We start from the raw sequence: 25,998 nt of genomic DNA on the forward strand, positions 1-25,998 counted from the left end.
CCACAATGTCCGACACCACAACCAACCTGCTGCTGCCCTACATCCTCGCGGCGCAGGCCCAGAAGCATGTCACCCACAACGACGCCCTGCGGCTGCTCGACGGGCTCGTACAACTTTCAGTGCTCGACCGTGATCTCACCGCGCCGCCAGGCAGCCCGGCCGACGGCGACCGCTACATCGTCGGCTCGGGCGCGACGGGCGACTGGGCGGGCTGGGACCTGAACGTCGCACTCTGGACCGATGGCGCCTGGCTGCGCCTTCCACCGCGCACGGGATGGCGAGCGTGGATGGAGGACGAGGGACTGCTGCTGGTCTACGACGGGTCAGGTTGGGTCAGTACCACGCCGCCCGCGCTGCAGAACCTTGCGCTGCTTGGGCTCGGCACTACGGCGGACGCAGCCAACCCGTTCTCGGCCAAACTCAATGCGGCGCTCTGGACGGCGAAGACCGTGGCCGAGGGCGGCACCGGCGATCTGTTCTACACCATGAACAAGGAGGCTGCGGGTGACGATCTCGGCCTCACGCTGCAGACGGGCTTCACAACCAAGGCGCTTCTCGGTCTTTTTGGCTCCGACCAGTTCCGCCTCGCGGTCTCGGCCGACGGCAGCACCTTCTTCGATGGACTGTTCATCGACAACGCGAGCGGGATCGTCGACCAGCCCCGGCTCCCGCGCTTCAAGGCCTACACCAACTACGACAACTACGTCGGCGTCGGGACCTGGACGAAGATCGGGCTGAACAACACCGACTACAACGACCAAGGCGGGTTTGATGCCGGGGCCAACCTGTTCACGGCGCCCGTGGACGGCACCTACCTCTTCGGCGCGACGCTGCTCTTCAAGGTCAACGCCAGCACCGCGGCCCGCATGAGCGGGCGGCTCGTGCTGAATGGCACGACCGAAATCCGAGGATCGCGCGGCGAGATCAGCGGGGCGCATGTCTCGGAAGCCACCGCGCTCTGGTTGCAGACTATGGCACCGCTGATCGCAGGCGATACCGTTGAATTGCAGGGCTATTTCCGGGCGCAGGATGGGTATTTCGCCGCCGATCACACGTCCTTCTGGGGCACGAAGATCGGTTGAGCGAGGCTCCCCATGGATCCACAACAACCCGAAAAAGGTTTCTTCCTCAAACTGGTCTATCTGCGTCCGAGATTGGTCGTCGAAAACTCGGCAAGCCTGTTACCAGCGGCCTCTTGCGTGATGTTCGGCCTGAGACTGACGGAACTCGGTCGGGGATTGTCCGGTAATTTCCCGGAACGCGCGGTTAAACGGCCCGATCGAGGCAAAGCCGACATCGTAGGCGATGGACAGGACCGGCATATCTGCACGAACCGGATCCGAGAGCATATTTCGAGCCGCTTCGATCCTCCGTTCGTTGATGAAACTGGCGAAGTTCCTGTATCCGAGGCCTTTGTTTATCGCACGCCGAACACGGTGCTCCGGAGCATTCACCGCTGTCGCAAGTTTGCCTATCGTCAGCCCCTCCTGGCGCCAGACGCCTTCCGACATCGCCCCCTCGATTCTCTTCATGACCGCTGCATCGGCAGCAGAAGGCTGTGTCCCAGGTAACTCGATGTGCTGCCGACGCTGGGGCCAGAGATCAGGTGCAAGCTGTGTCGCCCAGGACAGAAACAAGAGCGTCAGCAGCAGAAAAACCAGAGCGTGGAGCGGGTATACCACGGAAGGCAGATTGGCATCGAGCTTCAGAAGCTCGACGATCGAGATCCCGATACCGGTCAGGGCCATGAGGGCCACGAACGATCTGCGGAAACGGCGGCGGGTTTCGACCAGGTCATCCGTTGCGGTCGACAACGCTATGAACAGCAAAGCCGCGTACAACACGACGACAAGGATGCCCCTGATCAAGCCAGCGAATGGCAACAGCGGAGCTACCCATGCTCCCAGAACAATCGCGACTGCCGGCAATCCGTGCCAGGGCCGGAATACAGGTCGGTCGAAGAATATCTCGGCTGCCGCCCAGACCGCCAGAACCGGCACCGCCCCTGCGAACAGAACGAGCGAGACCTCCGCCCCTGACCCTTGAAGGCCGGTGTTAGGCGTCGATACCAGCAAATAGGCGCCCAGACCGAGGCACAGCGCTGGCACTGACAGACCGCGTGGCCAAAGCCTGCGCTCGCCAAGAAACACAAGCGCACAGAAGACGAGCGCGGTTGCCGCACCGCCCCTCAAGAAAAGGTCAAGTCTCGTCGCAATGTCCTCCATGTTTTGAAAGAAGACCGATGGCACCTGCCAGTCAACAGGAACGGACCCGCCGATTTCGAACGATCGACGCCGATCTCTCGATTTTCGTTGCATCTTTCAAATTCGGCGAGAGCGATTCGAAAACCTGTTCCAGTTGGATTCCAGAACCCGCCATCAGGATATCCACATGACAGACCAATGCCTTTTCTCTCACCTCGCCGAAATCTTCTCCGGTGTCTTTGCCACGGACCTGCTGCGCTACGTCGTCGGTGCCGGCGGAGTTTACCTGGCCGTCAATCTGGTTCTTGCTGCCCGGCTGCGCTCGCGGAAGATCCGGGCTTCCCATCCGCCACGAGGCCAAATCCGCCGCGAAATCCTCGCGAGTCTGCGAACCGTTCTTGTCTTTGCGCTGAACGGCACGCTGATCGTTTTTGGAGCCGAGGCCGGTATCGTGCCGATCTACACCGAGATCGGCGCATATGGCTGGATCTATCTTGGTCTCAGCACGGCGGTTCTGATCGTCGCGCATGACGCCTGGTTCTACTGGTCGCACCGGCTGTTGCACTATCCTCCGCTCTTCCGGCGGTTTCACCGGCTGCATCACAAGTCGCACAATCCGACGCCGTTCACATCCTACAGCTTCGATCTGGGCGAGGCGGTTGTGAACGCCGTCTACCTTCCGCTCATCCTGCTGGTTCTGCCGGCGCACCCGGTGGCGATCCTGATCTTTGTCACGCACATGATGTTGCGCAATGCCATCGGGCATTCCGGCTATGAACTCTTTCCGGCCAACCGGCACGGCAAACCGCTGTTCGACTGGATGACAACCGTCACCCATCATGATCTGCACCACGCCCATGCAGGATACAACCTCGGCCTTTACTTCACCTGGTGGGACCGTCTGATGGGAACGGAGCATCCGGGTTACCACGCAGAGTTTCACCGCGCAGCGTGTCAGAGGCCGATGCGTTCACGGTCTCGAAGTTCGGCCTCCCACCTTGCCACGGAAGGACGGATCAAATGACCAAACCCGAGTTCATCGCGCGTCAGAGCCGTTGCCCGACCGGGCTTCTTGGTGGTGTCGTCGCCCGTGTCATGGCGCGGGAAACGCGGGCCGAGAACCGACGGGCGCTTGATCTGCTGGACCTTGAAGATGGCGACAGTCTGCTCGACATCGGATGCGGGCATGGTGAGACGCTGCGATACGCAGATCGCATGGTGCGGCTGTCGCGTGGCGTGGGTGTCGATTTTTCCGGCGTCATGGTGCGACTTGCGCGAAAACGAAACCGCGCGGCGGTCTGGGATACGCGCTTGTCGTTTCATTGTGCCGACAGTGCGAACCTGCCTTCGCCGAACAACCGTTTCTCCAAGGCGCTGTCGGTGCACACGGTGTATTTCTGGTCCGGCCCGGCCGCCCATCTGGCCGAAGCGTTTCGCATCCTCATCCACGGGGGGCGGTTCCTGCTGTGCTATCGCTCGTCTGCGGACGCGCGCGCGCTGAAGGATTATCCGGACACGATCTATCGCTTCCCCTCGGTCGCCGAGGTCGAAAAAGAACTGGCGAAGGCCGGGTTCGCCAGCATCCAGACCGAGACAGCAGACATTTCCGGACGGCTGACGCATTGGACGATCTCAAGGAGGATCTGAGACGCGACATGCGCCGGATATGTCCGTCATTTCCTGCCGAGCAATGTCAAGAGCGGGGCGGCCTGGGACGCATATCCGTTGGCCGTCACCCGGCCTCCTTGCATTGGTCTGGTCTTTCGAGGGTTTCTGTCCACGCGCGGAAATCCTCGAGAAGCTCCAGAAGTTTCTGGTTGGGCAGACAATAGTACACGAACGGCCCGCGCTTCTCCGGGCGGACCAACCCCGCTTCGCGCAACAGCCGCAGGTGGAACGAGACATTGGTTTGGCTGAGCCCGGTTTCCTCGACAATCGATCCGACGGACTGGCACTCCAGCCCCAGCCCGCACAGGATGCGCAGGCGGTTCGGCTCCGACAGGAGCTTGAAAATCTCGCTCAGGGACTTGACGCCGCCGCAATCGATCATGATATCCGCCATATGCGTGATCACTTATATGAATAGTCTCTCACATAATGTGGGGACTCGGGCGCGATGTCAAACCAGAATGGAGAACGGCGATGATGGGAAACATGAAAGAGATGATGGGCAGGATGGACGCCGACATGAAGGCGAAGGGCCAGAGCATGATGGAGCAGTGCAAATCCATGATGGCGCGGATGGAGCCGGACATGCGGGCCGAATGCCAGTCGATGATGCAGCGGGCGAAGTCCATGATGGGGGAAAGCGAAAAGGCAGGCCCGGGTGACCTGGTCTTCACCCACACCGCCGCCGGCACATTCGATGAGATCGAAGCGCGCGTCGAGGCGGACGGTGAAGCCATCGGGCTCGAACTGAAAAAGCATTACCCGTTCTCGAAGAACCTGCCCGCTCAGAAAGGGCTGGAGATCAAGGAGGATGCCTCCGTTTTCGAGCTGTGCAACGCGCCGCTGGCCGCAGAACTGCTCAACACCCAGCCGGAACTGAACGTGCTGATGCCTTGCCGGATCAGCATCTATGCCAAGGATGGCGAGGTGTTCGTGACCATCCCAAATCTCGAGACCCAGCTTGCAGCGCTCGGTGCCGAGGGTGAACTGAAGGCCAACATCCTCGATCTCTACGCCAAGATGGTCGAGATGATCAAAGCCTGGTAGGCCCGCTTCGGGGGCAGGGAAATGAACGACTACATCCTGTATTTTTCCCTGACGCTGGGGTTTTCCACGCTGTTTTCCATGGGTGGCATCGGCGCGGCCATTGCGCTGGTGCCGCTGTTCAACGTGGCGGGGTTGCCGATCAACCTCGCCAAGGCAATCGGGCTGTTCGTCAACACCTCCAGCACCATTACCGCCAGCGTGATGAACTTCAGGCGCGGGGTGCTGAATGTGAAGGCGACCCTGCCGCTGATCATTGCCATTCTGCTGGCCACGCCGCTGGGCGCCTGGCTGAGCCAGCATGTCAACGAGGTCTGGGTGAAATGGCTGCTTGTGGCCTTCCTCGTGACCAGCGGCACACTCCTGCTGTTTCAAAAACGCGAGGCGCGGTTCCGGTTTCGCAGCCCCGCGCTGCTGGCGGCTTTGGGCGGCGGTGTCGGCATCGTCTCGGGCCTTCTGGGCGTTGGCGGCGGCTCGCTCCTGATCCCGATGCTGATCTTGCTCGGCTATAACGCCAAGGAGGCGGGGATTGCGGTAGGCATGGTGATCCCGTTTTCATCCTTCGGGGCCTTCACCACCTATCTGGGCTTCACCGAAATGGACTGGCGGCTTTTGGGAGTCGTGACCGTCGCGGCAATCCTCGGCGGCTATTTCGGCAACCGGATCATGCATTTCAGGCTTTCACCGGCGCAGGTCAAGAAACTGATCGGTGTCGTGCTTTATCTGCTCGCGGCCAAAGTTGCGTTTGGTCTGCTGGTCTAAGAATGCTCGAGTGGCAGCCCCGCCGCGCGCCATTCCGGCAGCCCGTCCTCCAACCGGCGCGCGGCAATCCCCTTTTTGCGCAGCGCCGCGACCGCTTCGAAAGAGAGGACGCAGTAAGGGCCGCGGCAATAGGCAATTACCTCTTTGCCGGGGTCGATTTCCGCCAGGCGGCTTTCCAGTTCTTCGAGCTGCATGTTGACCGCGCCGGGCAGATGCCCGGCCCGAAACTCGTCCTCGGGACGCACGTCCAGCACCGTGACCAGACCGTCGCGCGACCGCTCGATCAGGTCCTCGTGCGAAACCGGTTCCATCGCGTCACGTTCATGGAAATAGCCGCGCAGCACCTTGTCCACTTCGGCGAGATTGTGCTCTCCGACGTCAAACAGGGCCGCAATGAGGCCAAGCACCCTGTCGCCGCTCAGACGGTACAGGATGAATTTTCCGTCCCGGCGTGATTCCACCAGTCCGGCGTGTTTCAGCAATTGCAGATGCTGAGAGGTGTTTCCGGTGGTCAGTCCGACCTTCGCCGCGAGGGCCTCGACCCCGCGCTCGCCTTGCGCGAGATGTTCAAGAATATCAAGGCGGTGCGCATGCCCCAGCGCCCGACCGATGCCTGCAAAGGCCTCATAGAGCTTCAGTTTCGGACTGATTGACATGCCTTGACCTCATCATTATATCATTCCAGCGATTACTAGAATGTAATGCCGTTACACACGATCGGCAAGGGATGTAGACATGACAGACCTGCTTTTGACAAATGAAGGTGCCATACGTCTGGCCGTTTTCCTCGGCATTCTGGTTGTCATGGCGGTCTGGGAGGTTGCCGCACCACGCCGCCGGATCGAGATCCCTCGCGTCATCCGCTGGACCAACAATCTGGGTGTCGTTGTCATCGACACCATCCTTGTGCGCCTGACCTTTCCGGTTGTCGCCATGGGTCTTGCTCTGCTGGCGCAGGAAAACGGCTGGGGCCTGTTCAACATTGTCCAGGTGCCGGGATGGGTCGCCATCGTGGTATCCGTCGTGGTTCTGGATTTCGTGATCTACCTCCAGCATGTGCTGTTTCACGCGGTGCCCGCCCTGTGGCGGCTGCACCGGATGCATCACGCCGACCAGGCGTTTGACGTGACCACCGGGCTGCGGTTCCATCCCATCGAGATCTTGCTGTCGATGGGGATCAAGCTGGCCGCCGTTCTGGCGCTCGGTCCGCCCGCCGTGGCCGTTCTGATCTTCGAGGTGCTGCTGAACGGCACCGCGATGTTCAACCATTCCAACATTCGCCTGCCCGAAGGAGTGGACAGGGTGCTGCGGCTCTTCGTGGTCACGCCCGACATGCACCGCGTGCATCACTCGGTGATCCAGCGTGAGACCGACAGCAATTACGGCTTCAACCTGCCGTGGTGGGACCGCCTGCTGGGCACCTATATCGCCCAGCCATCCAAGGGCCACGAGGGCATGACAATCGGGTTCGAGCAGTTCCGCCGCGTGCGCGAGCAATGGCTCGACAAGATGCTGACCCAACCGTTTCGCGGCCCGGCCAGCGGCCCGGACCCGCGCGACCGGAAGGATGCCGAAGATGCTCAGTAGATCCACTTTCCCGCGCCTGGCTTTGCTGGTCGCGGTGGCGGCGGCGGTTGCTCTCGTTACCCTGAACCGCGACAAACTCGACCCGGCCCTCCTCGACGCATGGCTCTCCGGCTTTGGTATCTGGGCGCCGGTGGTCTATGTCGGTCTTTACGCGCTCGGCACCGTGGTCTTTGCCCCGGGCTCGCTCTTTGCCCTGGCAGGCGGCGCGATGTTCGGCCCGGTTCTGGGCACCTTCCTCAACCTGCTCGGTGCCACCATCGGCGCCAGCATCGCGTTTCTGATCGCCCGCTATCTGGCGGGCGACTGGGTGGCCCGAAAGGCTGGCGGGCGGCTCAAGCGCATGATTGCCGGTGTCGAAAACGAGGGCTGGCGTTTCGTCGCCTTCGTGCGCCTCGTGCCGGTCTTCCCGTTCAACCTCAGCAACTATGCGTTCGGCCTGACCCGCATCCCGCTGGTTTCCTACGTGGTGACATCCTTCATCACCATGACCCCCGGCGCGCTGGCCTATACGTGGCTCGGTTTCGCTGGACGCGAGGCGCTGGAGGGCAACGGTTCCGCCATCCGCTATGGCCTGCTGGCGCTTGGCCTGCTGGCGGCAATCGCCCTCCTTCCCCGGATCATCAAACGGATGCGCGGCGGCGACATTGCATGGATCGACGCCCCGACCACCCTGGCGCGGCTGGCCGAATCCGCGCCGCCGACCATCCTCGACGTACGCGGGGCAGACGAGTTCACCGGGCCGCACGGACATATCCCCGGCGCGCTCAACATTCCGCTGGAGGAACTGGAGGCGCGCATTGACGCGGTTGCGGCCAAGCTCAAGGGCGAGGTCATCACCGTTTGCCGCACCGAGCGGCGGTCGGCCGGTGCTGCCCGGCTCTTGCAGGATGTCGGCTTTGCGGACGTCAAGGTACTTAAATGCGGCATGGTCGATTGGAACGCGCGCGGATTGGCCACGAGCCTTGGTGAGCAAGTCGCATGAACGGGCAGGGATCGAAAGCTGTCTCTGCGTGGCTTGAAGCGCGTCCAGGGTTGCGGAGCGGGGCTTCCCGTCGCACCGGGGCCGCAAGGGGCGCCGCGCCCGCGCCTCGAGACCCGAAACATTTCACCGGGGAAACCGACGAATGACACCGAACGATTTGCAGCATGGTCTGTCCGCCAACCGGGCACAGGTCGTCCACCAACTGATCCAGGTATTGCTGGTGGGTTTTGCCATCGGCATGACCCGCACCGTGGTGCCGGCGCTCGCTGAGACCGAGTTCGGCCTGGCGCGCGGCTCATTTCTGCTGCTTGCGTCTTTCGTGGTGGCCTTCGGGGCAGTGAAGGCGGCGATGAACTTCGTTGCCGGGCGCTGGTCCGAGCGGGTCGGGCGCAAACGGGTGCTGATCTGGGGCTGGATTGCGGCGCTGCCGATCCCGGTGCTGATCTGGGCCGCGCCGGACTGGAACTGGATCATCGCCGCGACTGTGCTTCTGGGCATCAACCAGGGGCTTTGCTGGTCGATGACCCAGACCGCCAAGCTCGACATCACCAGGGCCGAGGAACGCGGGCTGACCATGGGGCTGAACGAATTCTCGGGCTATGTGGGCGTCGCGCTCGCAGGTGTCCTGACGGCCTATGCCGCGGAATGGCTGGGCGCGCGGACCGGGCTCCTTGTCTTCGGCATGACCGTGGTTGTTCTGGCGTTGATGCTGACCGTGGTCTGGGTCCAGGATACGCTCCCCTGGGCGCGGGCCGAGACGGCCGCGCACAAGGCCGCACCGCCCAGCTTCATGCCGCGCTACCCGAAGGGTGTCTCGCAGCATCCCGGCACGGGAGAGGTGTTTGCGCTGATGAGTTGGCGCGACAGGCGGCTTTTCGCAATCAGTCAGGCCGGGCTGGTGGAGAAATTCGTCGATGCGTTGGTCTGGGCGCTGTTTCCCGTGTTCCTCGTCCAACGCGGCGCGACGCTGACCGAGCTTGGCTGGATCGTGGGCACCTATGGCTTTGTCTGGGGTGGTTCGCAGCTCTTTACCGGGCGGCTTTCGGACCATGTGGGACGGTTCTGGCCCAATGTGCTGGGCATGTGGATCTCGGGCGCGGGGGTCGCGATGGTGGTCATGGGGTCCGGTGCGCTGTGGTGGTCGGTCTCGGTCGGGGTCGTGGGGATCGGCATGGCGCTGCTCTATCCCAACCTGTCGGCCGCCGTGGCCGACATCACGCCGCCCGCCTGGCGCGGCTCTGCCATCGGCATCTACCGCTTCTGGCGCGACCTTGGCTATGCCATCGGCGCTCTTGGCCTCGGCCTTGCCGCCAGCCTGACCGGCGCAGCAGAGGCCGCCTTCTGGTTCGTCGCGATCTCCATGTTCGTCTCCGGCGCCGTGCTCTTCTGGCTCGGTGAGGAAACCCACCCACGGCTTAATTCCGCCGTACAGCCGGAGACTGCCCATGCGTGACACGTCCGTCGCCCGCCTCGGATGGGGTGCAGTTCTCTTCGGGCTGGCTTCGATCCTGCTGCTCGCGGCCTCCGCGCTCGGCTACCGACAGGACTGGTGGCCCGTACTGCGGGCGCTGGACGTGGCGAGCTGGGGCGCTTGGGCCGCCATTGCGGGAGCAGCGCTGGCGATGGCGGCGTTGTGCCTCGGGCTCGCTCGCGGGCGGAGCGGCGGCGGCATCGCTGTGCTCGGCCTCGTGCTGTCGCTGCCGGTCCTGATCGCGGCCGGCGCCTGGCAGTATGCCACACTCACCACGCCGCCGATCAACGACATCTCGACCGACACCGAAGATCCGCCGGTCTTCTGGTTCACCGCAACGCCCAGCGATTACCCGGCGCAGAACGCCGAGCCGCAGCGTGCTGCCTATCCGGATGTGCGCCCGCTGGAGACGCCGGTCTCCGCAGACGAGGCTTTCGCGGCAGCGCTCGCGCTCGTTGAAGAGCGTGGCTGGGAGGTGCTCTCGGCCGACCCCGCGGAGAGCCAGATCGAGGCCATCGCCAGGAGCCGTGTGTTCGGCTTCGAGGACGAGGTGGCGATCCGTTTCAGCGAAACCGATACCGGCACCCGCATCGACATGCGCTCGCGCTCGCGCCTCGGTCAGATCGACCGCGGCGCCAATGCTCGGCGCATCGAGGCGTATCTCGCAGATCTCGAAACGCGCACCCCGAACTGAGGACCGACGATGAAGCACCTGATCCTTCTGAACGACCCGCCCTATGGCACCGAGCGCAGCTTCAACGGGCTGCGCATGGCCCACGCACTGGCAAAGAATGACCCTGAAGCGGACATCACTGTCTTCCTGATGGCCGACGCAGTGCTCTGCGCCAAGGCGGGGCAGAAGACCCCGGAAGGTTACTACCAACCTTGAACGGATGCTCCGCCGTGTCCTGTCCTCCACGGGGCGCGTCCTGATGTGCGGCACCTGCATGGACGCGCGCGGCCTAGCCGAGGGCGACATGATGGAGGGGGTGAACCGATCAACCATGGACGAGCTTGCCCAGGCGACGCTCGCCGTCGACAAGGTCCTGGTGTTCTGATGGCGGAGATGCTCACACTCACCGCCCTCGCGGCCGATCCGGGTCGGTTCCACCTGATCGACGTTCGAGGTGCCCAAGACTGCGTTGCCGCGCATGTCAATGGAGCCGCGCATACCTCGCTGGCCGACCTCGAAGCTCGGGCGAGCGAGATTCCCGCTGGCAAGACGCCGCTGACCATCTGCGGAAAAGGCGGCGGTCGCTCGGCAGAGGGTGCCGAGATTTTGCGACAAGCCGGCCATTCCGGTGCGCTCTGGCTCCAAGGTGGCACTATCGGCTGGAACGCAAGACAATATCTCACCGAAAGCAACTCAAACGGAGGACCCCACTCATGAACCTGAAACACTTATTCGCCGCGAGCACGATTGCGCTTTCCATGTCGGCACTGCCAGCTCTGGCACAGGAAAACGGCATCGAGGCGATGCAGGAATACATGATGTTCTCGGACTACGAGACTGGCATCAGCCTGCCCCGGCAGATCGACCAGACCGTCTTCGAGACCGCGCTTTTCGTCGATACTCGCGACGCGGGTCAGTTCGAGGAGGGCACGATCCCCGGCTCCGTCAACATCGAATGGCGCGAAGTGCTCGACCGGATCGACGAAATCCCCGAAGATCGGATGACGATCCTGTTCTGTAACACCGGTTCCCTTTCGGCACAGGCCACGTTCGCGCTGCGTGTAGCCGGGCGGTCGAACGTCGTCGTCATGCAGACCGGCTTCACCGGCTGGCAGCAGGACGCGGCCTACAAGCCCTGACCCGGGCAGAGCGACAACGGATGGGAGGCAGGGCCATGCGCGACATCTATCTGGATTTCAACGCCAGCACCCCGGTCGCCCCCGAGGTCGCCGAGATCCTGCGCCATGCCCTGGAAACGGGGCACGGCAATCCCTCCAGCGGCCACTGGGCCGGGGTTCCCGCACGCCAGATGGTGGAGGACGCCAGGACCCGTGTCGCGGGTCTTCTCGGCTGCGCGCCGCAGGAGATCGTGTTCACAAGCGGTGGCAGCGAGGCGAACAACCACGCGCTGAAGGGTGTGTTCTTCGCCAGCGGCAAGGAACGGCCGCATTTCGTCACGTCGAGCGCCGAGCATCCGGCCATCGTGGCGCCGCTTCGGTTCCTTGAAGGCCTCGGCGCGCGGGTGACATGGCTGCCGGTCGATGGCACGGGGCTCGTCGATCCCGACGACCTGCGGCGCGCGATCACGGACGATACCGTGCTCGTCACTATCATGCACGCCAACAACGAGACGGGAACGATCCAGCCCATCGCGGAGTGCGCGGCGATTGCGCGAGAGCACGGCGTTCGCTTTCACACTGACGCCGCGCAGTCGGTCGGCAAGATCGCGACCCGGGCGGACGACCTCGGCGTCGATCTGCTGACGATGGCCGGGCACAAGTTCCATGCCCCCAAGGGCGTCGGCGCGCTTTTCATCCGTGACGGGCTGCGGCCGGAGCCGTTCATCCATGGTGCCGGGCATGAGAGCGGTCGGCGCGCTGGCACCGAAAGTGCAATGCTCACGGCCGCGCTCGGGGTGGCCGCCAGTCTCTCCGCCGACTTGGGGCCGATGGAGCAAGTCAAGGCCCTCCGAGATCGTTTCTGGACCGCACTGCAGGATGCGTTCGGCGACGGTGTCGTTCTCAACGGCCATCCCGAGCGCCGCCTTCCCAACACGCTCAACGTCGCCTTCGTCGGCCGCGTAGGCGCGGAAATCCTCGCGGCCATGCCGGAGGTTGCGGCCTCGACCGGCTCTGCCTGCCATTCGGGGTGCGTCGAGCTGTCTCCGGTGCTGGAGGCGATGAGTGTCGCGCCGCCGGTCGGCATTGGCGCGATCCGGTTCAGCCTCGGCCGCAAGACCACCGTGGACGAGGTCGATCACGTCGTGGCCCGCTTGCGCCGGGTGCTGAGTTGACGGAAGCGGAGCGGCCCGTCTCGGATGCGAGCGCGGCCGACCCAGCGCTCGAGGGTCTCCCCGACGCTTATTCCGACTGGCGCCGCAGCACGCTCGGCCGGATCACGGACGCGCTCGAGTAGCGTCTCCTGATTGACCGGATCGGCCCGGTCCGCGGCGTGCGCATCCTCGATGTCGGCTGCGGTGACGGCGTGCTGGCCACCCGGCTCGCACAGGACGGCGCACGGGTCGCAGGCCTCGATACCTCGGCAGACATGATCGCCGCCGCACGCCGCCGGGCGGAAGCCGCGGGTGTCGAGATCGATCTGGTGGAAGGGGATGCTGGCGGCCTTCCATTCCCCGCAGGGCACTACGATTGCGTCGTGTCGGTCGCCACGCTCTGCTTCGTCGACGATCCGCGCTCGACGATCCGGGAAATGACGCGCGTGCTCAAACCCGGCGGTCGGCTGTTCCTCGGCGAGCTCGGTCGCTGGAACCTCTGGGCGGCGCAGCGCCGCGTCAAGGGCTGGCTCGGCTCGAAGCGCTGGAGTGGAGCGCATTTCCGGAGCCGGGGCAATCTGATCGACATAGCGACCGAGGCGAGGCTCACGGACGCCACCGTCACCGGCACCGTCTTCTACCCGCCGTTCGGATGGGCCGCGAAGGTCATGGCGCCGATCGATCCGTGGTTCGGACGCTGGACAACGCTGGGCGCGGCATTTCTGGTGGTGAGCGCGACCAAAATCCCAAAGATAACACCAGAAACGGAGCCGTCATGACCAAACGAGAAGGCCAGACGCCGCCGATCCTTGCCGACAAGCATCACGACTCGCCATCGGCCTTTACGCCCGAGAGTCTGTTGCGTGAGGCGCGCCGCCAGAAAGGTGCCGATGCCGTCGCAGTGCCTGAAGTTTGCCTGCTCGACCCCGACGGCGACATCGTGCGCCAGATCCGCGCTGAGGGTCGCGCGCGGCGGCATGAAGGATGGGTCTGTTACCACACCGACATGTGGGTGTTCGACCTGAATGGCCACGAGATCGGCGTGGTCGGCTGCGCCGTCGGCGCTTCCTTCGCCGTGCTCGTCGCCGAGGAGATGTTCGCCTCGGGATGCGAACTCCTGATCAGCGTCACCTCGTCGGGGCAGATCATGCCGCAAGGCGCGCCGCCGTATTTCATCCTGATCGACCGGGCGCTCCGCGATGAGGGCACGAGCTACCATTACCTTGCGCCATCTGACTGGAGCGCGGCACCCGAAGAAATCCTTGCGCGACTCGATGGCGCGTTCGCGGACGGCCCCCGCGTGCTGACCGGCGCGACTTGGACAACCGATGCCCCGTTCCGCGAGACCGAAACCGCCATCGCCGCGGCGCGGGCACGTGGCATCCTCGCCGTCGAAATGGAGGCGGCCGGGCTCTATGCCTTCGCAATAGCGCGAGGTCGGGCGGTCATCTGCCTCGCCCATGTGACCAACCAGATGGGGACTATCGAGGGCGACTTCGAAAAGGGCGAGGCGAACGGGACAGCCGATGCCTTCGCGGTCGTGTCGCTGATTGCTGCGCGGCTCAACTGATCGGCGCGATCATCAACTGCCAACCGCAGCGGTGATTTCAAACTACTTTAAAAACAATGACTTCGGGTGGAGAAGGTTCGACACCAGTCGCGTTCCCTCCGCCACTTGCCCTCGCGAAAGCGTTCTCCCGATCCGGCTCCGGCCGGATTTTTCCGTTGTTTTCGAGGGTTATGCGGGAGGGGCTGTTAACCGGGCTGCGCCCCGAAGGGCGCGCATGCGTTCTCTCCGGGCCGATATTCTCCGGACCTGTTAACCGCGCGCGGTCCGGTTTAGCCGATCAAGGTCGTGATAATTAGTGGTTTTGGGTCGCAAATCATGCGTAACCGTTGTGGAAGCCGTATCCGTGCCGCAAGGAACTGGCGTCGAACTCTGTGATGGTTAGGGCAAGTAATCGAATGCATTCGCGCTTTCATACAGAGCCTTGATGGTTGTCGCGGTAGAGACCGACGCGCGCGTCGCGGCTTCCTTCAGGTCCAGAACACGGAACTTGTCGCCGATCTTTGCAACGGCCTCGATCCGACGATACTGATCGCCGAAGCGTTCTGCGTACTGCGCCAGCCCCTTGAGCTTCGGCATCGCGTCGCCGAACTGAATGCCGTGCGGATCGACGATATCGGCGACGGCGGTCCCATCGTCCTGCTGAACGAAAAATACGAAGTCGGGCCGGACGATCTTTGGTTCGCCACCATCCTCGTAAATGATGCCAAGCGAGTCCTGGCTGGCGCGCGACGGGTTCCGGTACCACGCGATGGCCCCCGCCCGCGCGAGTTCGGATTTCACGACTTCACCTTCCCATGAATTGAAGTCCTCGGGGAACATCCCATGCTCATCGCACAGCATGTGCCGCTCGAACGATGGCAGCGGCGTCTCTGAGCCGTTCGCCTCCCGGATCGTCGTCGGCTGCATCCAAGACGTCGGACGAGCCAGGTCCACATCCATGGGGTTCGCGCTCATCTCCCGGATCTGGCGATACACGTCCTGACGCTCGTCGGAGAGATTCTTGATGTCGACCCGGAAGCGAGTGAGCCATTGGTTCGCGAGTTTCTCGGCCTCAGCCTCAAGTGTCTCTCGGATGCCGGGAACCAATCCCAGAGCGCCAATCGTGACGTGCGCATCGATGAGAGCGGCCTCCATGTCGTCCGCATCGCCTTCGCTCCGCGCCAGGTAGTCGCTGTACGACGTCGCGAGATCCGGACTGATCGCACGGCCCGCCCTGCGATATGCGTCTTCGATCACGGCGTAGTCCGCTTCCTCGAGGAAGTCGTCGAACGACATGCCGCCGCCTTTCAGGTCGGCCTTCAGGCTCTTGCCTTCGACTGTCAGGACCGATTTGCGGGCAGTCTCGATTTCCGCCTTGTAGCGCGCTCTGGCGCCATCGAGCACTTTGTGCATTTCGGCATGAGCAGCCTTGCCAGCGTCCTCGAGCAGGCCATCCACGGCCAGCTCATGCGCCAGCGATGTCAGCCGCTTGACGGGACGGGCATGCCGCTTCGGCAGGGATTGGGATGGCAGCGAGAGCAGCTTGTCCCAAACCGCCTCCGGGATCGCAGGATTGGGCTTCAACTCGACGGGGTTGATCAGCACGCGGCGACCCGGCAGGTCATCGCCGCCGTCCCCACCGGACATCAGCGCCTTGGCGACGTCCTTGACCGAGGCTTCGTCGAAGAACGGGAGCAGGCAATCGACCGAGTTCAGTCGTTCATTGCCCGGGATCCGCCGCGCCAGTGGTGTGCGCACCATGCGCCCCAGCAGCTGCGTTAGGTGCGTCTTGTGGGCTACAAGATTCCAAATGGTTACGGGACTTCTTGTTCCGAATGCGTCTGCAAATTCCAATTCGAGTGCGCCCTCGGGGTCCTTGCCAACAGATACGACCTCTCCGCTCTTTAACATCTGCCTTATCCCGGCTTGCAAGTAAGAGACTGAACGAAGCCCGGTTCTCTTATCTCTCCTTCCGAATTTTGCATGTCCGATCGCGAGATAATCTCGGAGCGACGGAGGGCTTAGACGCCACATCAATTCCTGGCCGTTCTGGTCTATCGGCCAGATTGGAAGTGTTCCTGGTGGCGAAGGCACATCCTCGGGGCGGACTTCTGGAGGCGGCGGTTCGCCGGTTGAATGGTATTCTCCCGTTTCCGCATCGATGTAAATCGGGAAGAACATCGACGGAATTCGCTGGCGGCGACTTCCCTCACCATTCCTCATTAGCCCTGCCCAGCGAACCTTTCGACCCTCGCCCTCTACTTCGCGAAGCATATCGGAACGCCAGGGTGCCACTGAGGCAGATCCGAGGAAAACGAAGTAGATGTACTCATCGACCCGACTGAAGCGCCCAGTCCGAGACGAGCCTTTCGGGTTGATCACCGAACTAACCATTTGAATCGATGCATCAGGAAACATCTGTTCAAGAAGCAGGCCGAGCCTCAAATATTCCTTCTCATCAATAGTGACGATCAGCGTGGACTCGTTCGGATTTAGAAGCTCGCGCGAAATCAATAGCCTGCGCTCAATAAAAGCCAGCCATTTCGAGTGCCGATACAGGTCCTCGGCCTCGACATAATCGTTGTTGTACTTCCAGTCCCGCGCTCCTGTATTATAGGGCGGATCGATGTAGATAGCATCAATCTTGCCACGATGGGTGTAGGTCAGCGCCTCCAGCACATGGAAGTTTTCGCCGTTGATCACCGTGTGGAACGGCTTGTCGCCGCCACGCAACTCGGGCTGACCGAGGCGCCGGTGATCGTGCTCGGGCATCTGACCGAAGCGCAGCGGCGGGCCTACCTCCTCGAGGAAGCCCTTGGCGAGCATTGCGCCGACCACCTTGGCGGCGGCGCCACCGCGCAGGCTCTCGGGCAGCGGCAGGGCGATGTGCTCGGGCCGCTGAGCGGCGGCGCTCAGGATCAGGGCTTGGGCGTCGGAAAGCTTGGTCATCGTCGTCTCCCGTATCGGGGCGCGCGGGATGCGGGCCCTTCTACGAGGCCGAGCCCGCCAGTCGGCGGGCGGGACCGGGAGCGGGTCGTCTCACTCGGCGTGTTCGCCTTCGCTGATCCGCACCATCGAGCGCGCCATCGCCGGGACGACCCGACCGCTGCCGATGGCCGGGCTCGCGGGCTTTAGCCGCGGGGATCGCTGATGTCCGCGACCTGGTTCGACCACGCCATCGCCATGGTGGCGCCGCGCATGGCCGCGCGCCGCGTGATGGCGCGTCAGGCCTTCGAGACCCTGACGCGCGGCTACGATGGGGCGGCACGCGGGCGGCGCACCGAGGGCTGGCGCGCGCCGGGCTCCTCGGCCGACACCGAAATCGGCGTCGCCGGGGCGCTCTTGCGCGACCGGATGCGGGATCTGGTGCGCAACAACCCGCACGCGGCGAAGGCTGTGGCGGTGCTGGTGAACAACATCATCGGCGCGGGGATCATGCCGCGCGCCGCGAGCGGCGACGACAAGCTCGACCGCAAGGTCGACGCGCTGTTCGAGCGCTGGACGGCGGAGTGCGACGCCGACGGCCAGCTGGACTTCTATGGACTGCAGACTCTGATCTGCCGCGAGATGGTCGAGGCAGGCGAAGTGCTGGTGCGCCGCCGTCTGCGGCGGGCCAGCGATGGCCTGCCGGTGCCGCTGCAGTTGCAGGTGCTGGAGGCCGACTTCCTCGACGCCACGAAATCCGGCGCCGTCGGTTCTGGACGCCTTGTGCAGGGGATCGAGTTCGACCCTGTTGGCAAGCGCCGGGCTTACTGGCTGCACGCCGAACATCCCGGCGACGCCTATGGGGCCTTGCAGAACGGATTACAGAGCCGCCCGGTGCCCGCGAGTGAGATCGCCCATGTCTATGAAAAACAGCGCACGCAGGCGCGCGGCGTTCCCTGGGGCGCGCCAGTCATTCGGTCCTTGCGGGATCTTGATGACTATGAGGTCGCCGAACTGGTCCGCAAAAAGACCGAGGCCTGCGTCACGGCCATCGTCTTCGGCGACGACGAGGTGCAGCAGGGCATCGCGCCCTCGGTGGTCGATGCCGACGGCAACCGGGTCGAGCAGTTCGAGCCGGGGCTGATCGCCTATGCCCGCGGCGGCAAGGACATCCGCTTCAACCAGCCATCGGCGACGGGCGGCTATGGCGAATACAAGCGCGCCAGCCTGCACACGATCTCGACCGGGTTCCGGGTGCCTTACGAGTTGCTGACCGGGGACCTGTCCCAGGTCAACTATTCCTCGATCCGGGCGGGGCTCGTCGAATTCCGCCGCCAGATCGACGCCGTGCAGTGGCAGCTCTTCATCCCGATGTTCTGCGCGCCCACCTGGCGCTGGTTCACGGAAGCGGCGTGGGCGGCGGGGCAGATCCCGTCGCCGACGGTGCCGGTCGAGTGGTCGCCGCCCAAGTTCGAGGCGGTCGATCCGCAGAAGGACGCGATGGCAAACCTGCTGTCGATCCGCTCGGGCACCATGACGCTGGCCGAAGTGATCGCGAAACAGGGCCGCAACCCGGACGCCGTGCTGGCCGAAATCGCCGCGACCAATGCCAAGCTCGATGCCCTCGGTCTCGTGCTCGACAGCGACCCGCGCCGTGTCACCAAGACCGGCAGCGCGCAGACGAGCGATCCGGCTACCGATCCGGCCGACGACGAACCGGACACCGACGACCCGACCGCCGACGACCCGGCCGCCAACGTGGAAAATGACCCGGCGCAGGCCGACCAACAGGACTGACCCCATGGACACGATGATCGAACTGCCGGCCATGCGCCGGTCGGCGGAGCTTGCGCCGAACACGGCCGATGCCGACAGCCGCACCGTCGAGGTGGTCTGGTCGGCCGGGGCCCGCGTCCGCCGCGCGACCTTCTTCGGCGAACCCTATGACGAGGAACTGAGCCTCGACCCCGCCCATGTCCGCCTCGACCGGCTGAACGCGGGCGCGCCGTTTCTGAAGGTGCACGAGATCGACACGCTGGATGCGGTGATCGGTTCGGTCGTGCCCGGTTCCGCCCGCATCGAAAACGGTCGGGGCGTTGCCCTCGTGCGCATCAGCGAGCGCGCCGATGTCGATCCGATCTGGCGCGATATCCAGGCCGGGCACATCCGCGCGGTTTCCATCGGCTACCAGGTCCACCGTTTCGAGGTCACGAAGCCCGAGGCGGGCCGCGAGCTCTGGCGCGCGGTCGACTGGACGCCGTTCGAGGTCTCCGCCGTCGCGGTCGGCGCCGACCCGGCAGCGGGCTTCCGAGCCCAGCATCCCCTTCACGACTGCGTCCTTCACCGCCTGGACGCCCCTTCTACCACGAAAGGACCGATCCCGATGACGGACAAGACCCAGACCCCGACGAGCGACGGCGCACCGGCCACCACGCAGCCGACCGAGCCGGTCGAAACAGAGGACACCATCATGACCGAGCCGAAAGCGGCTGTGCCCGATCCGAAGGTCGCCGCCAGCGAGACGCGCGCGCAGCCGAAGACGCAGGCAACGCCCGCGCCCGACACCGAGGCGGTCGCGACCCGCGCCCGCGAGGCCGAGCGCGACCGCGTCTCAACCATCTACGATCTGGCAGGCCGCCTGAGGGTCGGCTGAACACGAAGGGCCAAGCGGTGGTGTCGCGCTCCAAGACCGGGCGCGGCAAGGTCACCGCGCCGATCTTCCTGCTCGTGCCTCAGGTGAAGTTGCCGAAGCGGCTGGACCTGGCGCGGGAAGCAGATCGGGCATTGGACTGCGTACTGGGGCTGATCGTGGCGAACTGGGTGGACGGAAAAGCCAGTTCGTGATCGTTTGCAGCAAGACAAAAAATCTAGTCGGGCTGAAAAGATCTATGCTTACCGCCGAAATCATCCGATCCGCACGAATGAAAATGCTTAATCGCGCGCGATCAATCCGCAATGCGGAGTTCAACAACCCGGTAGAGCGTCAGTTTACGGCAGAACAGATCCGTGAAGGAGTCGCAGCGCAACAGCTTGGGCCATGGCTGGCGCAAAGTCTCGGTGTAAACATCACGCGTCCAGCGCTATACTCGCTTTCTGTCGAGAATGCCGGAGTTGCTCAGACGATCAGAAATGCATTTGATGGTCTGCCGGCCGAGCAGGTGAGAGGGTACCGCCTCCCACGGCGCAATCCTGAAAGGGAAGAGCAAACGACACTGTATGTTGGTGGCTCGGAAGGCATCCGTCGTAGATTAAGAGAGCATGTCGGGTCGGCTGCAGCTGGAACTTATGCCCTGAACATGCAGCGTTGGTGCCCACAGTTTGATGGTGTGGTGACAGTCATGGTGCAGTCGTTTTCGCCTGACACGGGTTCTTTCGACAAAAGATCGGAGATGGCGATAGCCGCTCCCGAAACCGTCCCCGCAATTGCGACACAAGCCGCCAAAGTTCTGAGCCTCATGTCGCCCCTTCCGTTTCTCCTGCCAGCGCGCGGCGAATTTTCGGCAACGCGAATTCCCTCGGCTCGTGATAGTCGATCGTGGTGACAAACCGCCCCGTGGAGGCGAATAGGAAGACGCCCGCGGTGTGGTTCATCGTGTAATCGCCGCTCTCCGTCGCCACCCTTTCGTAGGTGGCGCGAAAGCCGTCCGCGACGCGCGCGATCTGCTCCTCCGGCCCCGTCCAGCCACGGATCGCCGGATGGAAATAGCCGACATATTCGGCCATCGTTTCGACAGTGTCGCGCTCGGGATCGACCGTGATGAAAACCACGTTCATCTCGTCGGCCTCGTCTCCCAGATCGTCGAGCCATCCCGAAATGTCCGAGAGTGTCGTCGGGCAGACATCGGGGCAGTAGGTGAAACCGAAGAACACCATCGTCGGGCGGCCGATAAGGGTTTCCGGCCCGACCGCGTTGCCCTCATGATCCGTCAGACGGAAATCCATCTCGGTCAGGGCCATTGGCCGCTGGCCGATGGGCTCGGATCCACCTGCACCATCGACCTGCCACCAACCGACGAAGAGCATCAGGGCGACCGCCCCGACACCGGCGACGCCATACCCCAGGATCGCCCGTCGCCGCATCAGTCCTCCGGACCCCGTGCGGCGACGCCGAGGATCGGCACTTCGACCGTCACTTCGCCCCCGTCTTCGAAAAGCAAGGTCAGCGGAAAGGTGTCCCCTTCCGTCATCGGTTCTTGCAGCCGCATCAGCATTGCATGCAGGCCGCCCGGCTCAAGCGCGACACTCTCGCCCGGGGCGATTGCGATCTCCACCGCCGGACTCATGGAACTCACACCTCCGGCATTGGTCTTCGTCTCGTGAATTTCGGGCATCTTGGCGAGCGGTGTTGCAAGGCCGACCAACGTCACCGGCTCGTCGCCGGTGTTGCGTATTGTCATGTATGCGGCCCCGGGGCGGTTCATTCCGATGGAGGCGCGGGACCACGCGTTCTCGACGACAACATCCTCGGCTCCGGCCAGCGCGGGCGCCGACAGCGCTCCAAATGTCAAAAGCGCGGCCAGGGCAACAGTCAAAACCTTCTTTTTCATCAAACTGGTCTCCTCTTTTCAGCTTTGCGCCGCGGCGACTTCAGCAGCCACCACGCGACGCAATTCTGCCTCCCCGAAAGGATCGAGCGGCTTGCCGTTCACGAAAAAGGTAGGCGTCTGGCGAATGTCCATGGTCGCGACATCTGCACGATCCTGATTCAGGATCGCCACGACATCGGGTGCCAGGATCTGAGTCCGCGCCGCCTCTGCATCGAGTCCGGCGGTTGCGGCGATCTCCAGGATCAGGCCCGGCGGCGGGGCCCCGCGCGAGGCCCATCGGGGTTGCCCTTCGAGCAGAGCCGTCATGACCGGCCGGTAGACATCCTGCATCCTTGCAGCTTCGAGAACGCGGATCGCTTCTTCGGAGGATGCGCCATGGAAAGGCGTATAGCGGATCACGACACGCACCGCGTCGCCATGCTCGGCCATGATGTCCTTCACGATCGGATCGAAGGCACGACAGGCCTCGCAGGCCGGATCGAAGAATTCGACGATCGTGACGGGCGCCTCCGCAGGTCCGAGGATGGGTGAGTAGGGGCGGATCAATGCGTCCGCGAGTTCCGGAGCAACGGGCTCCGCTTCGGCCACGGGGCCGGGGCGGTTAGCATACCAGGTCGCGCCACCGAAACCGGCGACGCCGAGGGCGAGAACGGACAGGATCAGGCCGCGTCTATTCATGTTCGTGTGTCCTTCAATGAAAGGGCCGACAGCGCCCCGATCAGCGCGAAGGCGGCGAGCGCCATCAGCGGGATCGGGATGCCGAAGACCAATTGGTTGTCATCGGTGCAAGAGGGGCCGGTGGCCGTGCAGGGCTGGATACGTTCGGGAACAAGACCGACGTACAGCCCCATGTGCCAAAGGGCGACTGCGCCGCCGCCAAGCGCCAGTGCGATGCCGTAGCGCCCCACGCTGCCGTCCCGCCACCAAAGGCCCAGCCCGAGGACAATGGCCAAGGGGAACATGAAGGCGCGCTGGAACCAGCACAGCACGCAGGGCGTCTGCCCCAGCACCTCGCCGATGAAAAGCACGGCAAGCGAGGCGACAAGCGCGATGACCCATGCGAGCCCGAGGGCTGTTTCTCCGGATATGCGGTTCATGTCGGTCAGATCCTCTCTTCCAGATCGGCGAGAATCTCTTCGGCGGGGGTGCCGTAGGGCCATGAGTCGGCAAAGCCCGCCTCGGGGTCGAAGAGGAACAGATGCGACGTGTGGCCCATGGTGTACCCATCCGGCGCGGCGGCCTCTTCGACGCGCTCAAAGAAGATTGGAAACGTCTCGGACGTCGCGGCGATCTGTTCCGGCGTGCCAGTCAGCCCGACGATGCCCGCACCGAACAGAGGGACATATTCTGCGAGCACCATTGGCGTGTCCCGTTCAGGGTCGATTGTTATGAAAATCGGCTGGACCTTGGCGGCATCGTCGCCCAGACCGTCCATCACCGCCGCGACCTCGGATAGGGTCGTCGGGCAGACGTCGGGGCAGTTGGTAAAGCCGAAAAAAACCAGCATCCAGCGCCCCGCAAAGTCCTCCTCGGTTTGAACCATACCCTGGTGGTCCGTCAGTTCGAACTCAGCGAAAAAAGGCGGTTCGGCGTCGGTTCGGGCGCGGTCGGCACGATAGTCGGACCAGAGCAAAAGCCATACGAAGGCAAGCGCTGCCACGCATGCCAAAACCCAAAGAAACTTCTGTGCCGATGTAAGGGACAATCCTGTTCGCCTGTTTTTGATTCTTATTGCATGTGCGGATACATCCTCTAGCCGCTAGAAGTTCAAGCACGAAATCATGGTATAGCTTGAACTCACGCGTCTGTGAATCCGACACTTGTTTATTCCGACGGCAAAACCTACACAGACTGTATCTTTTTCATGGAGGCGAGAATGCTCACGATCGGTACTCTGTCAAAGAAGACCGGCACGAAGGTGCAGACCATCCGGTACTACGAGCAGATCGGGCTAATGCCCGAACCTGGCAGGACCGAAGGCGGACAGAGGCGCTACGACAATGCACAGCTCGACCGACTGTCCTTCATCCGCCACTCGCGGCAACTCGGCTTCTCGCTCGATGCGATCCGCGAGCTACTCGACCTCAGCGACCATCCCAACCGACCCTGCGACGAGGCTGATGCCATCGCGCGTCGCCAGCTCAAACAGGTGGAGCAGCGCATGGCCCGCCTGAAGGCGCTGCGCACGGAACTGAAACGCATGGTCCACGAGTGCAGCGGCGGGCGGACAGCGGATTGCCGGGTGCTGGAGGTGTTGCGGGACCATTCTGAATGTCTGACCGAGCACGACGAGATTGGGGCCTGATTGGGCTCTGTTGCAACAGAGCCGTCTTCTGGCGCCGCGACAGCGTGCTGAAGTCGGGCACAGCCCAGTCCAGGCCGATCAGGCGCAGCAGGCTCTCGACGAACCCGGTTGTATGGCGCAGGGCCATGCCGAACAGCACCTTCATCGTCAGGCAGGTCTGGATGGCGGCGTCGCTGTGGTCTGGCTGGCGCCCGCGCTTGCCGGTGGGCGCGGCTCCCCACATCATGGCGGGATCGAACCAGATCGTCAGCGAGCCCCGGCGCTTGAGCGCCTCGTTGTTGGCTGGCCAGTTCCGGGTCTTGTAGGTCGGGGGTATCGGTCTGCTCATGCAGCCCAGCTACCACGCTGGATTCACAAGATGAATCCCCTCAGACCATTTGTGCAACAGAGCCAGCGAACGCCCTTCTGACCGTCGCGCAGATCGCAGGCGGGATCGTTTCGGGCAGTCTCGCGCTGATCGCGGATGAGCTGCACAACTTCTCGGATATGGCGTCGCTGGTGATCGCTTTCGCGGCGCGCAAGATCGCGCGGAGGCCTGCGGACGAGCGGATGACCTTCGGATACGGCCGGATCGAGATTGTCGCGGCACTGATCAACTACACGACACTCATCCTCGTCGGCGTTTATCTGATCTACGAGGGCGGTATGCGCATTATCGATCCGCCCGAGGTTCAGGGTTGGACCGTCGTCATCCTCGGCGGCGTGGCGCTCGTGGTCGACGCTCTGACTGCGGCGCTCACCTGGTCCATGCAGAAGGGCAGCGTGAACATCCGCGCGCTCTTCCTGCACAACCTCTCGGATGCGCTCGCCTCGGTCGCCGTGATCGTCGGCGGCACGCTGATCATTCTCTACGACCTGCGCTGGGTCGATCCCGCAATCACCATCGGTATCGCGCTGTATATACTGTATCTCGCACTGACCGAGATCGGCGGCCCGATCCGGACACTGATGCTGGGCAGCCCGCCGGATATCGACAACTCGGCCGTGATCGCCGCGATGCGGGACGTGGACGGCGTTACGGATGTCCACCACGTGCATCTATGGCAGATGCAGGAACACGAGGCGGCGCTCGACTGCCACGTGGTCGTCGCCGAAGATGGATGGACAAGAATTGAGGCCATCAAGGGCGAGATCAAAGCACGACTGAGCGAGCGCTTCGGCATCGCTCATTCCAGCCTCGAATTCGAGAATGAAAGGAACGCCCACACCAACGCCAACCTCTACGGTCACGGTAGTAATGGCCATGAATGATCAGGAGGACGAATTGACGGAAGAACGATATTATCTCGCACCTTCATACACTTAAGCGCAGAGCAGGCAGTGTCAGCTTGGTGGAGAAGGTTGGATATCAGGCCCATCCCCTCCGCCACTTGCCCCCGAGAAAGCGCTCTCCCCATCCGGCTGCGGCCGGATTTTCTCGTGTTTTAAAAGGGGTTTGCGGGGCACGCTAGGCACAGCCACAGGTGTCAGGAGACCCGAAAGCGTTCTCTCGGCCCGAAATTCTCTGGACCTGTTAACTGCATCGGTTTGGTGAATTTCTTCCAAGACATTGAAAGAAAACGGGAAAAGAGTGCGGCCAGAAATGTTTCCGATCTTGGTCCCACCTGTTCAAATAGGACTGGGATCGAACCGCAATCGGGGACCGAGCAACGTGCGCACGGAGCTACCTAAAACATTGGTGGGGCTAGTCTTCCTGCTCGATGAGCGCTGATAACCGCGCAACGAAATAGGCGTTAACGAGTTCGATTGCCTCGTGAACAGGAAATTGGAAATGCTCGTCGAGATCGTAACCAGAGATCGCAAGTGGCGGTGGTAGCGATAGAAGGCCGTAGTAGAAGATGACGTGAGCGTTGCTCGTCTCTGGCGTGATCCCTACCACACGACCGTAATCGGTGAGAAGCATCTGAGTTCGGACGAGTTCTTCGTGCATAATGAAGTGGTCCCGGTTTTTCGGACAGCTCAGCGGCTGATCTAAGGTGTATCCGGGTTGGTTTTCATGCCGCCAATTT

The 25,998-nt window shown here is 63.1% G+C and carries 29 protein-coding genes and 3 pseudogenes; 21 read left to right on the plus strand and 11 right to left on the minus strand.

Going from position 1 to position 25,998, the window contains the following annotated elements:
- The first annotated feature begins 5 nt into the window (after positions 1-5).
- Positions 6-1,082, plus strand: coding sequence for a DUF2793 domain-containing protein (locus I3253_RS17505; protein WP_197919108.1), 1,077 nt, complete (start codon positions 6-8; stop codon positions 1,080-1,082).
- Between the two features lie 99 nt (positions 1,083-1,181).
- Here the strand turns inward: I3253_RS17505 and I3253_RS17510 are convergent, their stop codons facing one another.
- Positions 1,182-2,318: an AraC family transcriptional regulator gene (locus tag I3253_RS17510; RefSeq protein ID WP_197919109.1), complete on the minus strand. Its 1,137-nt coding sequence runs from the start codon at positions 2,316-2,318 to the stop codon at positions 1,182-1,184.
- A 73-nt stretch (positions 2,319-2,391) separates the two neighbouring features.
- Between I3253_RS17510 and I3253_RS17515 the strand changes: the two genes are divergently transcribed.
- Positions 2,392-3,228, plus strand: coding sequence for a sterol desaturase family protein (locus I3253_RS17515; protein WP_197919110.1), 837 nt, complete (start codon positions 2,392-2,394; stop codon positions 3,226-3,228).
- Complete coding sequence (locus I3253_RS17520) at positions 3,225-3,851, plus strand: class I SAM-dependent methyltransferase (RefSeq protein WP_197919111.1); 627 nt, start codon at positions 3,225-3,227, stop codon at positions 3,849-3,851. The genes I3253_RS17515 and I3253_RS17520 overlap by 4 nt, the downstream gene beginning before the upstream one ends.
- An 85-nt stretch (positions 3,852-3,936) precedes the next feature.
- Here I3253_RS17520 and I3253_RS17525 read toward each other — a convergent pair whose 3' ends face one another.
- Entirely contained in the window at positions 3,937-4,266 is a 330-nt protein-coding gene (locus I3253_RS17525) for an ArsR/SmtB family transcription factor (protein WP_197919112.1), read from the minus strand.
- A gap of 92 nt (positions 4,267-4,358) precedes the next feature.
- Between I3253_RS17525 and I3253_RS17530 the strand changes: the two genes are divergently transcribed.
- Both I3253_RS17530 and I3253_RS17535 read left to right on the plus strand, forming a co-directional pair.
- A complete protein-coding gene (locus I3253_RS17530; protein ID WP_197919113.1) occupies positions 4,359-4,919 on the plus strand; it encodes a DUF302 domain-containing protein in 561 nt (186 codons plus the stop codon).
- A gap of 21 nt (positions 4,920-4,940) precedes the next feature.
- A complete protein-coding gene (locus tag I3253_RS17535; RefSeq protein ID WP_197919114.1) occupies positions 4,941-5,678 on the plus strand; it encodes a sulfite exporter TauE/SafE family protein in 738 nt (245 codons plus the stop codon).
- Here I3253_RS17535 and I3253_RS17540 read toward each other — a convergent pair.
- Positions 5,675-6,334, minus strand: a complete 660-nt coding sequence (locus I3253_RS17540; RefSeq protein ID WP_197919115.1) for an ArsR/SmtB family transcription factor — start codon at positions 6,332-6,334, stop codon at positions 5,675-5,677. The genes I3253_RS17535 and I3253_RS17540 overlap by 4 nt on opposite strands.
- Positions 6,335-6,413: 79 nt before the next feature.
- Here I3253_RS17540 and I3253_RS17545 point away from each other — a divergent pair, with 79 nt between their 5' ends.
- The 11 genes from I3253_RS17545 (at position 6,414) to I3253_RS17595 (ending at position 14,233) form a co-directional block, all read left to right on the plus strand.
- On the plus strand, positions 6,414-7,265 hold the full coding sequence (locus I3253_RS17545) for a sterol desaturase family protein (RefSeq protein ID WP_197919116.1): 852 nt from the start codon (positions 6,414-6,416) through the stop codon (positions 7,263-7,265).
- The gene (locus tag I3253_RS17550) at positions 7,246-8,247 is read left to right on the plus strand and encodes a VTT domain-containing protein (protein ID WP_197922716.1); all 1,002 of its coding nucleotides are present in this window, start codon (positions 7,246-7,248) and stop codon (positions 8,245-8,247) included. Before I3253_RS17545 ends, I3253_RS17550 begins: the two co-directional genes overlap by 20 nt.
- A 142-nt stretch (positions 8,248-8,389) precedes the next feature.
- Positions 8,390-9,700: an MFS transporter gene (locus I3253_RS17555; protein ID WP_197919118.1), complete on the plus strand. Its 1,311-nt coding sequence runs from the start codon at positions 8,390-8,392 to the stop codon at positions 9,698-9,700.
- Positions 9,693-10,412: a DUF1499 domain-containing protein gene (locus I3253_RS17560; RefSeq protein WP_197919119.1), complete on the plus strand. Its 720-nt coding sequence runs from the start codon at positions 9,693-9,695 to the stop codon at positions 10,410-10,412. Before I3253_RS17555 ends, I3253_RS17560 begins: the two co-directional genes overlap by 8 nt.
- A 9-nt stretch (positions 10,413-10,421) precedes the next feature.
- Positions 10,422-10,607 carry a DsrE/DsrF/TusD sulfur relay family protein gene (locus I3253_RS20665; protein ID WP_197919120.1) on the plus strand — a complete coding sequence of 62 codons (186 nt, stop codon included), beginning with the start codon at positions 10,422-10,424 and terminating at the stop codon, positions 10,605-10,607.
- Between the two features lie 4 nt (positions 10,608-10,611).
- On the plus strand, positions 10,612-10,776 hold the full coding sequence (locus I3253_RS20670; protein ID WP_197919121.1) for a DsrE family protein: 165 nt from the start codon (positions 10,612-10,614) through the stop codon (positions 10,774-10,776).
- Entirely contained in the window at positions 10,776-11,108 is a 333-nt protein-coding gene (locus I3253_RS17575) for a rhodanese-like domain-containing protein (protein ID WP_197919122.1), read from the plus strand. The genes I3253_RS20670 and I3253_RS17575 overlap by 1 nt, the downstream gene beginning before the upstream one ends.
- Positions 11,105-11,530: a rhodanese-like domain-containing protein gene (locus tag I3253_RS17580; protein ID WP_197919123.1), complete on the plus strand. Its 426-nt coding sequence runs from the start codon at positions 11,105-11,107 to the stop codon at positions 11,528-11,530. The genes I3253_RS17575 and I3253_RS17580 overlap by 4 nt, the downstream gene beginning before the upstream one ends.
- Before the next feature lie 35 nt (positions 11,531-11,565).
- Positions 11,566-12,684 (plus strand): cysteine desulfurase family protein, encoded by a 1,119-nt coding sequence (locus I3253_RS17585; protein WP_197919124.1) that lies wholly within the window; start codon positions 11,566-11,568, stop codon positions 12,682-12,684.
- A gap of 131 nt (positions 12,685-12,815) precedes the next feature.
- Positions 12,816-13,442 (plus strand): class I SAM-dependent methyltransferase, encoded by a 627-nt coding sequence (locus I3253_RS17590; RefSeq protein ID WP_332255726.1) that lies wholly within the window; start codon positions 12,816-12,818, stop codon positions 13,440-13,442.
- Entirely contained in the window at positions 13,439-14,233 is a 795-nt protein-coding gene (locus I3253_RS17595; protein ID WP_197919126.1) for a nucleoside phosphorylase, read from the plus strand. Before I3253_RS17590 ends, I3253_RS17595 begins: the two co-directional genes overlap by 4 nt.
- Positions 14,234-14,611: 378 nt before the next feature.
- On the opposite strand, the gene I3253_RS17600 is transcribed toward I3253_RS17595, so the two are convergent.
- Complete coding sequence (locus I3253_RS17600; protein ID WP_197919127.1) at positions 14,612-17,161, minus strand: DNA methyltransferase; 2,550 nt, start codon at positions 17,159-17,161, stop codon at positions 14,612-14,614.
- Positions 17,162-17,362: 201 nt separating this feature from the next.
- Between I3253_RS17600 and I3253_RS17605 the strand changes: the two genes are divergently transcribed.
- The 3 genes and pseudogenes from I3253_RS17605 to I3253_RS17615 form a co-directional block, all read left to right on the plus strand.
- Positions 17,363-18,934 carry a phage portal protein gene (locus tag I3253_RS17605; protein WP_197919128.1) on the plus strand — a complete coding sequence of 524 codons (1,572 nt, stop codon included), beginning with the start codon at positions 17,363-17,365 and terminating at the stop codon, positions 18,932-18,934.
- Positions 18,935-18,938: 4 nt separating this feature from the next.
- Positions 18,939-19,790 (plus strand): HK97 family phage prohead protease, encoded by an 852-nt coding sequence (locus I3253_RS17610; RefSeq protein WP_232237188.1) that lies wholly within the window; start codon positions 18,939-18,941, stop codon positions 19,788-19,790.
- Positions 19,703-19,981: pseudogene (locus I3253_RS17615) on the plus strand (DUF6441 family protein); the annotation flags it as partial. The gene I3253_RS17610 and the pseudogene I3253_RS17615, both read left to right, overlap by 88 nt.
- 609 nt (positions 19,982-20,590) lie before the next feature.
- Here I3253_RS17615 and I3253_RS17620 read toward each other — a convergent pair.
- The 5 genes from I3253_RS17620 to I3253_RS17640 are packed head-to-tail and all read right to left on the minus strand — an operon-like array spanning position 20,591 to position 23,353.
- Positions 20,591-21,217 (minus strand): SCO family protein, encoded by a 627-nt coding sequence (locus I3253_RS17620; RefSeq protein WP_197919129.1) that lies wholly within the window; start codon positions 21,215-21,217, stop codon positions 20,591-20,593.
- Positions 21,217-21,684 carry a copper chaperone PCu(A)C gene (locus I3253_RS17625; RefSeq protein ID WP_197919130.1) on the minus strand — a complete coding sequence of 156 codons (468 nt, stop codon included), beginning with the start codon at positions 21,682-21,684 and terminating at the stop codon, positions 21,217-21,219. The genes I3253_RS17620 and I3253_RS17625 overlap by 1 nt, the downstream gene beginning before the upstream one ends.
- Positions 21,685-21,702: 18 nt before the next feature.
- The gene (locus tag I3253_RS17630; RefSeq protein WP_197919131.1) at positions 21,703-22,362 is read right to left on the minus strand and encodes a DsbA family protein; all 660 of its coding nucleotides are present in this window, start codon (positions 22,360-22,362) and stop codon (positions 21,703-21,705) included.
- A complete protein-coding gene (locus tag I3253_RS17635; RefSeq protein WP_197919132.1) occupies positions 22,359-22,781 on the minus strand; it encodes a disulfide bond formation protein B in 423 nt (140 codons plus the stop codon). The genes I3253_RS17630 and I3253_RS17635 overlap by 4 nt, the downstream gene beginning before the upstream one ends.
- Positions 22,782-22,786: 5 nt before the next feature.
- Complete coding sequence (locus I3253_RS17640; RefSeq protein WP_197919138.1) at positions 22,787-23,353, minus strand: SCO family protein; 567 nt, start codon at positions 23,351-23,353, stop codon at positions 22,787-22,789.
- Between the two features lie 207 nt (positions 23,354-23,560).
- Between I3253_RS17640 and I3253_RS17645 the strand changes: the two genes are divergently transcribed.
- On the plus strand, positions 23,561-23,989 hold the full coding sequence (locus I3253_RS17645) for a MerR family transcriptional regulator (protein WP_197919133.1): 429 nt from the start codon (positions 23,561-23,563) through the stop codon (positions 23,987-23,989).
- Between the two features lie 22 nt (positions 23,990-24,011).
- Here I3253_RS17645 and I3253_RS17650 read toward each other — a convergent pair.
- Positions 24,012-24,317, minus strand: a pseudogene (locus I3253_RS17650) (transposase); the annotation flags it as partial.
- Positions 24,318-24,382: 65 nt separating this feature from the next.
- Here I3253_RS17650 and I3253_RS17655 point away from each other — a divergent pair.
- A pseudogene (locus I3253_RS17655) lies at positions 24,383-25,240 on the plus strand (cation diffusion facilitator family transporter); the annotation flags it as partial.
- A 433-nt stretch (positions 25,241-25,673) separates the two neighbouring features.
- On the opposite strand, the gene I3253_RS17660 reads toward I3253_RS17655, so the two are convergent.
- Positions 25,674-25,998 (minus strand): hypothetical protein (locus tag I3253_RS17660; RefSeq protein ID WP_232237262.1); only part of this gene is annotated, 325 nt, incomplete at its 5' end.

It is taken from the genome of Thiosulfatihalobacter marinus (genome assembly GCF_016019955.1).
Classification (GTDB): domain Bacteria; phylum Pseudomonadota; class Alphaproteobacteria; order Rhodobacterales; family Rhodobacteraceae; genus Shimia; species Shimia marinus_A.

Bases quoted from the DNA above. Each gene is read 5' to 3' on its own strand.
- I3253_RS17505 (WP_197919108.1), top strand. From the start codon at position 6: ATGTCCGACACCACAACCAACCTGCTGCTGCCCTACATCCTCGCGGCG.
- I3253_RS17510 (WP_197919109.1), bottom strand. From the start codon at position 2,318: ATGCAACGAAAATCGAGAGATCGGCGTCGATCGTTCGAAATCGGCGGG.
- I3253_RS17515 (WP_197919110.1), top strand. From the start codon at position 2,392: ATGACAGACCAATGCCTTTTCTCTCACCTCGCCGAAATCTTCTCCGGT.
- I3253_RS17520 (WP_197919111.1), top strand. From the start codon at position 3,225: ATGACCAAACCCGAGTTCATCGCGCGTCAGAGCCGTTGCCCGACCGGG.
- I3253_RS17525 (WP_197919112.1), bottom strand. From the start codon at position 4,266: ATGGCGGATATCATGATCGATTGCGGCGGCGTCAAGTCCCTGAGCGAG.
- I3253_RS17530 (WP_197919113.1), top strand. From the start codon at position 4,359: ATGAAAGAGATGATGGGCAGGATGGACGCCGACATGAAGGCGAAGGGC.
- I3253_RS17535 (WP_197919114.1), top strand. From the start codon at position 4,941: ATGAACGACTACATCCTGTATTTTTCCCTGACGCTGGGGTTTTCCACG.
- I3253_RS17540 (WP_197919115.1), bottom strand. From the start codon at position 6,334: ATGTCAATCAGTCCGAAACTGAAGCTCTATGAGGCCTTTGCAGGCATC.
- I3253_RS17545 (WP_197919116.1), top strand. From the start codon at position 6,414: ATGACAGACCTGCTTTTGACAAATGAAGGTGCCATACGTCTGGCCGTT.
- I3253_RS17550 (WP_197922716.1), top strand. From the start codon at position 7,246: ATGCCGAAGATGCTCAGTAGATCCACTTTCCCGCGCCTGGCTTTGCTG.
- I3253_RS17555 (WP_197919118.1), top strand. From the start codon at position 8,390: ATGACACCGAACGATTTGCAGCATGGTCTGTCCGCCAACCGGGCACAG.
- I3253_RS17560 (WP_197919119.1), top strand. From the start codon at position 9,693: ATGCGTGACACGTCCGTCGCCCGCCTCGGATGGGGTGCAGTTCTCTTC.
- I3253_RS20665 (WP_197919120.1), top strand. From the start codon at position 10,422: ATGAAGCACCTGATCCTTCTGAACGACCCGCCCTATGGCACCGAGCGC.
- I3253_RS20670 (WP_197919121.1), top strand. From the start codon at position 10,612: ATGCTCCGCCGTGTCCTGTCCTCCACGGGGCGCGTCCTGATGTGCGGC.
- I3253_RS17575 (WP_197919122.1), top strand. From the start codon at position 10,776: ATGGCGGAGATGCTCACACTCACCGCCCTCGCGGCCGATCCGGGTCGG.
- I3253_RS17580 (WP_197919123.1), top strand. From the start codon at position 11,105: ATGAACCTGAAACACTTATTCGCCGCGAGCACGATTGCGCTTTCCATG.
- I3253_RS17585 (WP_197919124.1), top strand. From the start codon at position 11,566: ATGCGCGACATCTATCTGGATTTCAACGCCAGCACCCCGGTCGCCCCC.
- I3253_RS17595 (WP_197919126.1), top strand. From the start codon at position 13,439: ATGACCAAACGAGAAGGCCAGACGCCGCCGATCCTTGCCGACAAGCAT.
- I3253_RS17600 (WP_197919127.1), bottom strand. From the start codon at position 17,161: ATGACCAAGCTTTCCGACGCCCAAGCCCTGATCCTGAGCGCCGCCGCT.
- I3253_RS17605 (WP_197919128.1), top strand. From the start codon at position 17,363: ATGTCCGCGACCTGGTTCGACCACGCCATCGCCATGGTGGCGCCGCGC.
- I3253_RS17610 (WP_232237188.1), top strand. From the start codon at position 18,939: ATGGACACGATGATCGAACTGCCGGCCATGCGCCGGTCGGCGGAGCTT.
- I3253_RS17620 (WP_197919129.1), bottom strand. From the start codon at position 21,217: ATGCGGCGACGGGCGATCCTGGGGTATGGCGTCGCCGGTGTCGGGGCG.
- I3253_RS17625 (WP_197919130.1), bottom strand. From the start codon at position 21,684: ATGAAAAAGAAGGTTTTGACTGTTGCCCTGGCCGCGCTTTTGACATTT.
- I3253_RS17630 (WP_197919131.1), bottom strand. From the start codon at position 22,362: ATGAATAGACGCGGCCTGATCCTGTCCGTTCTCGCCCTCGGCGTCGCC.
- I3253_RS17635 (WP_197919132.1), bottom strand. From the start codon at position 22,781: ATGAACCGCATATCCGGAGAAACAGCCCTCGGGCTCGCATGGGTCATC.
- I3253_RS17645 (WP_197919133.1), top strand. From the start codon at position 23,561: ATGCTCACGATCGGTACTCTGTCAAAGAAGACCGGCACGAAGGTGCAG.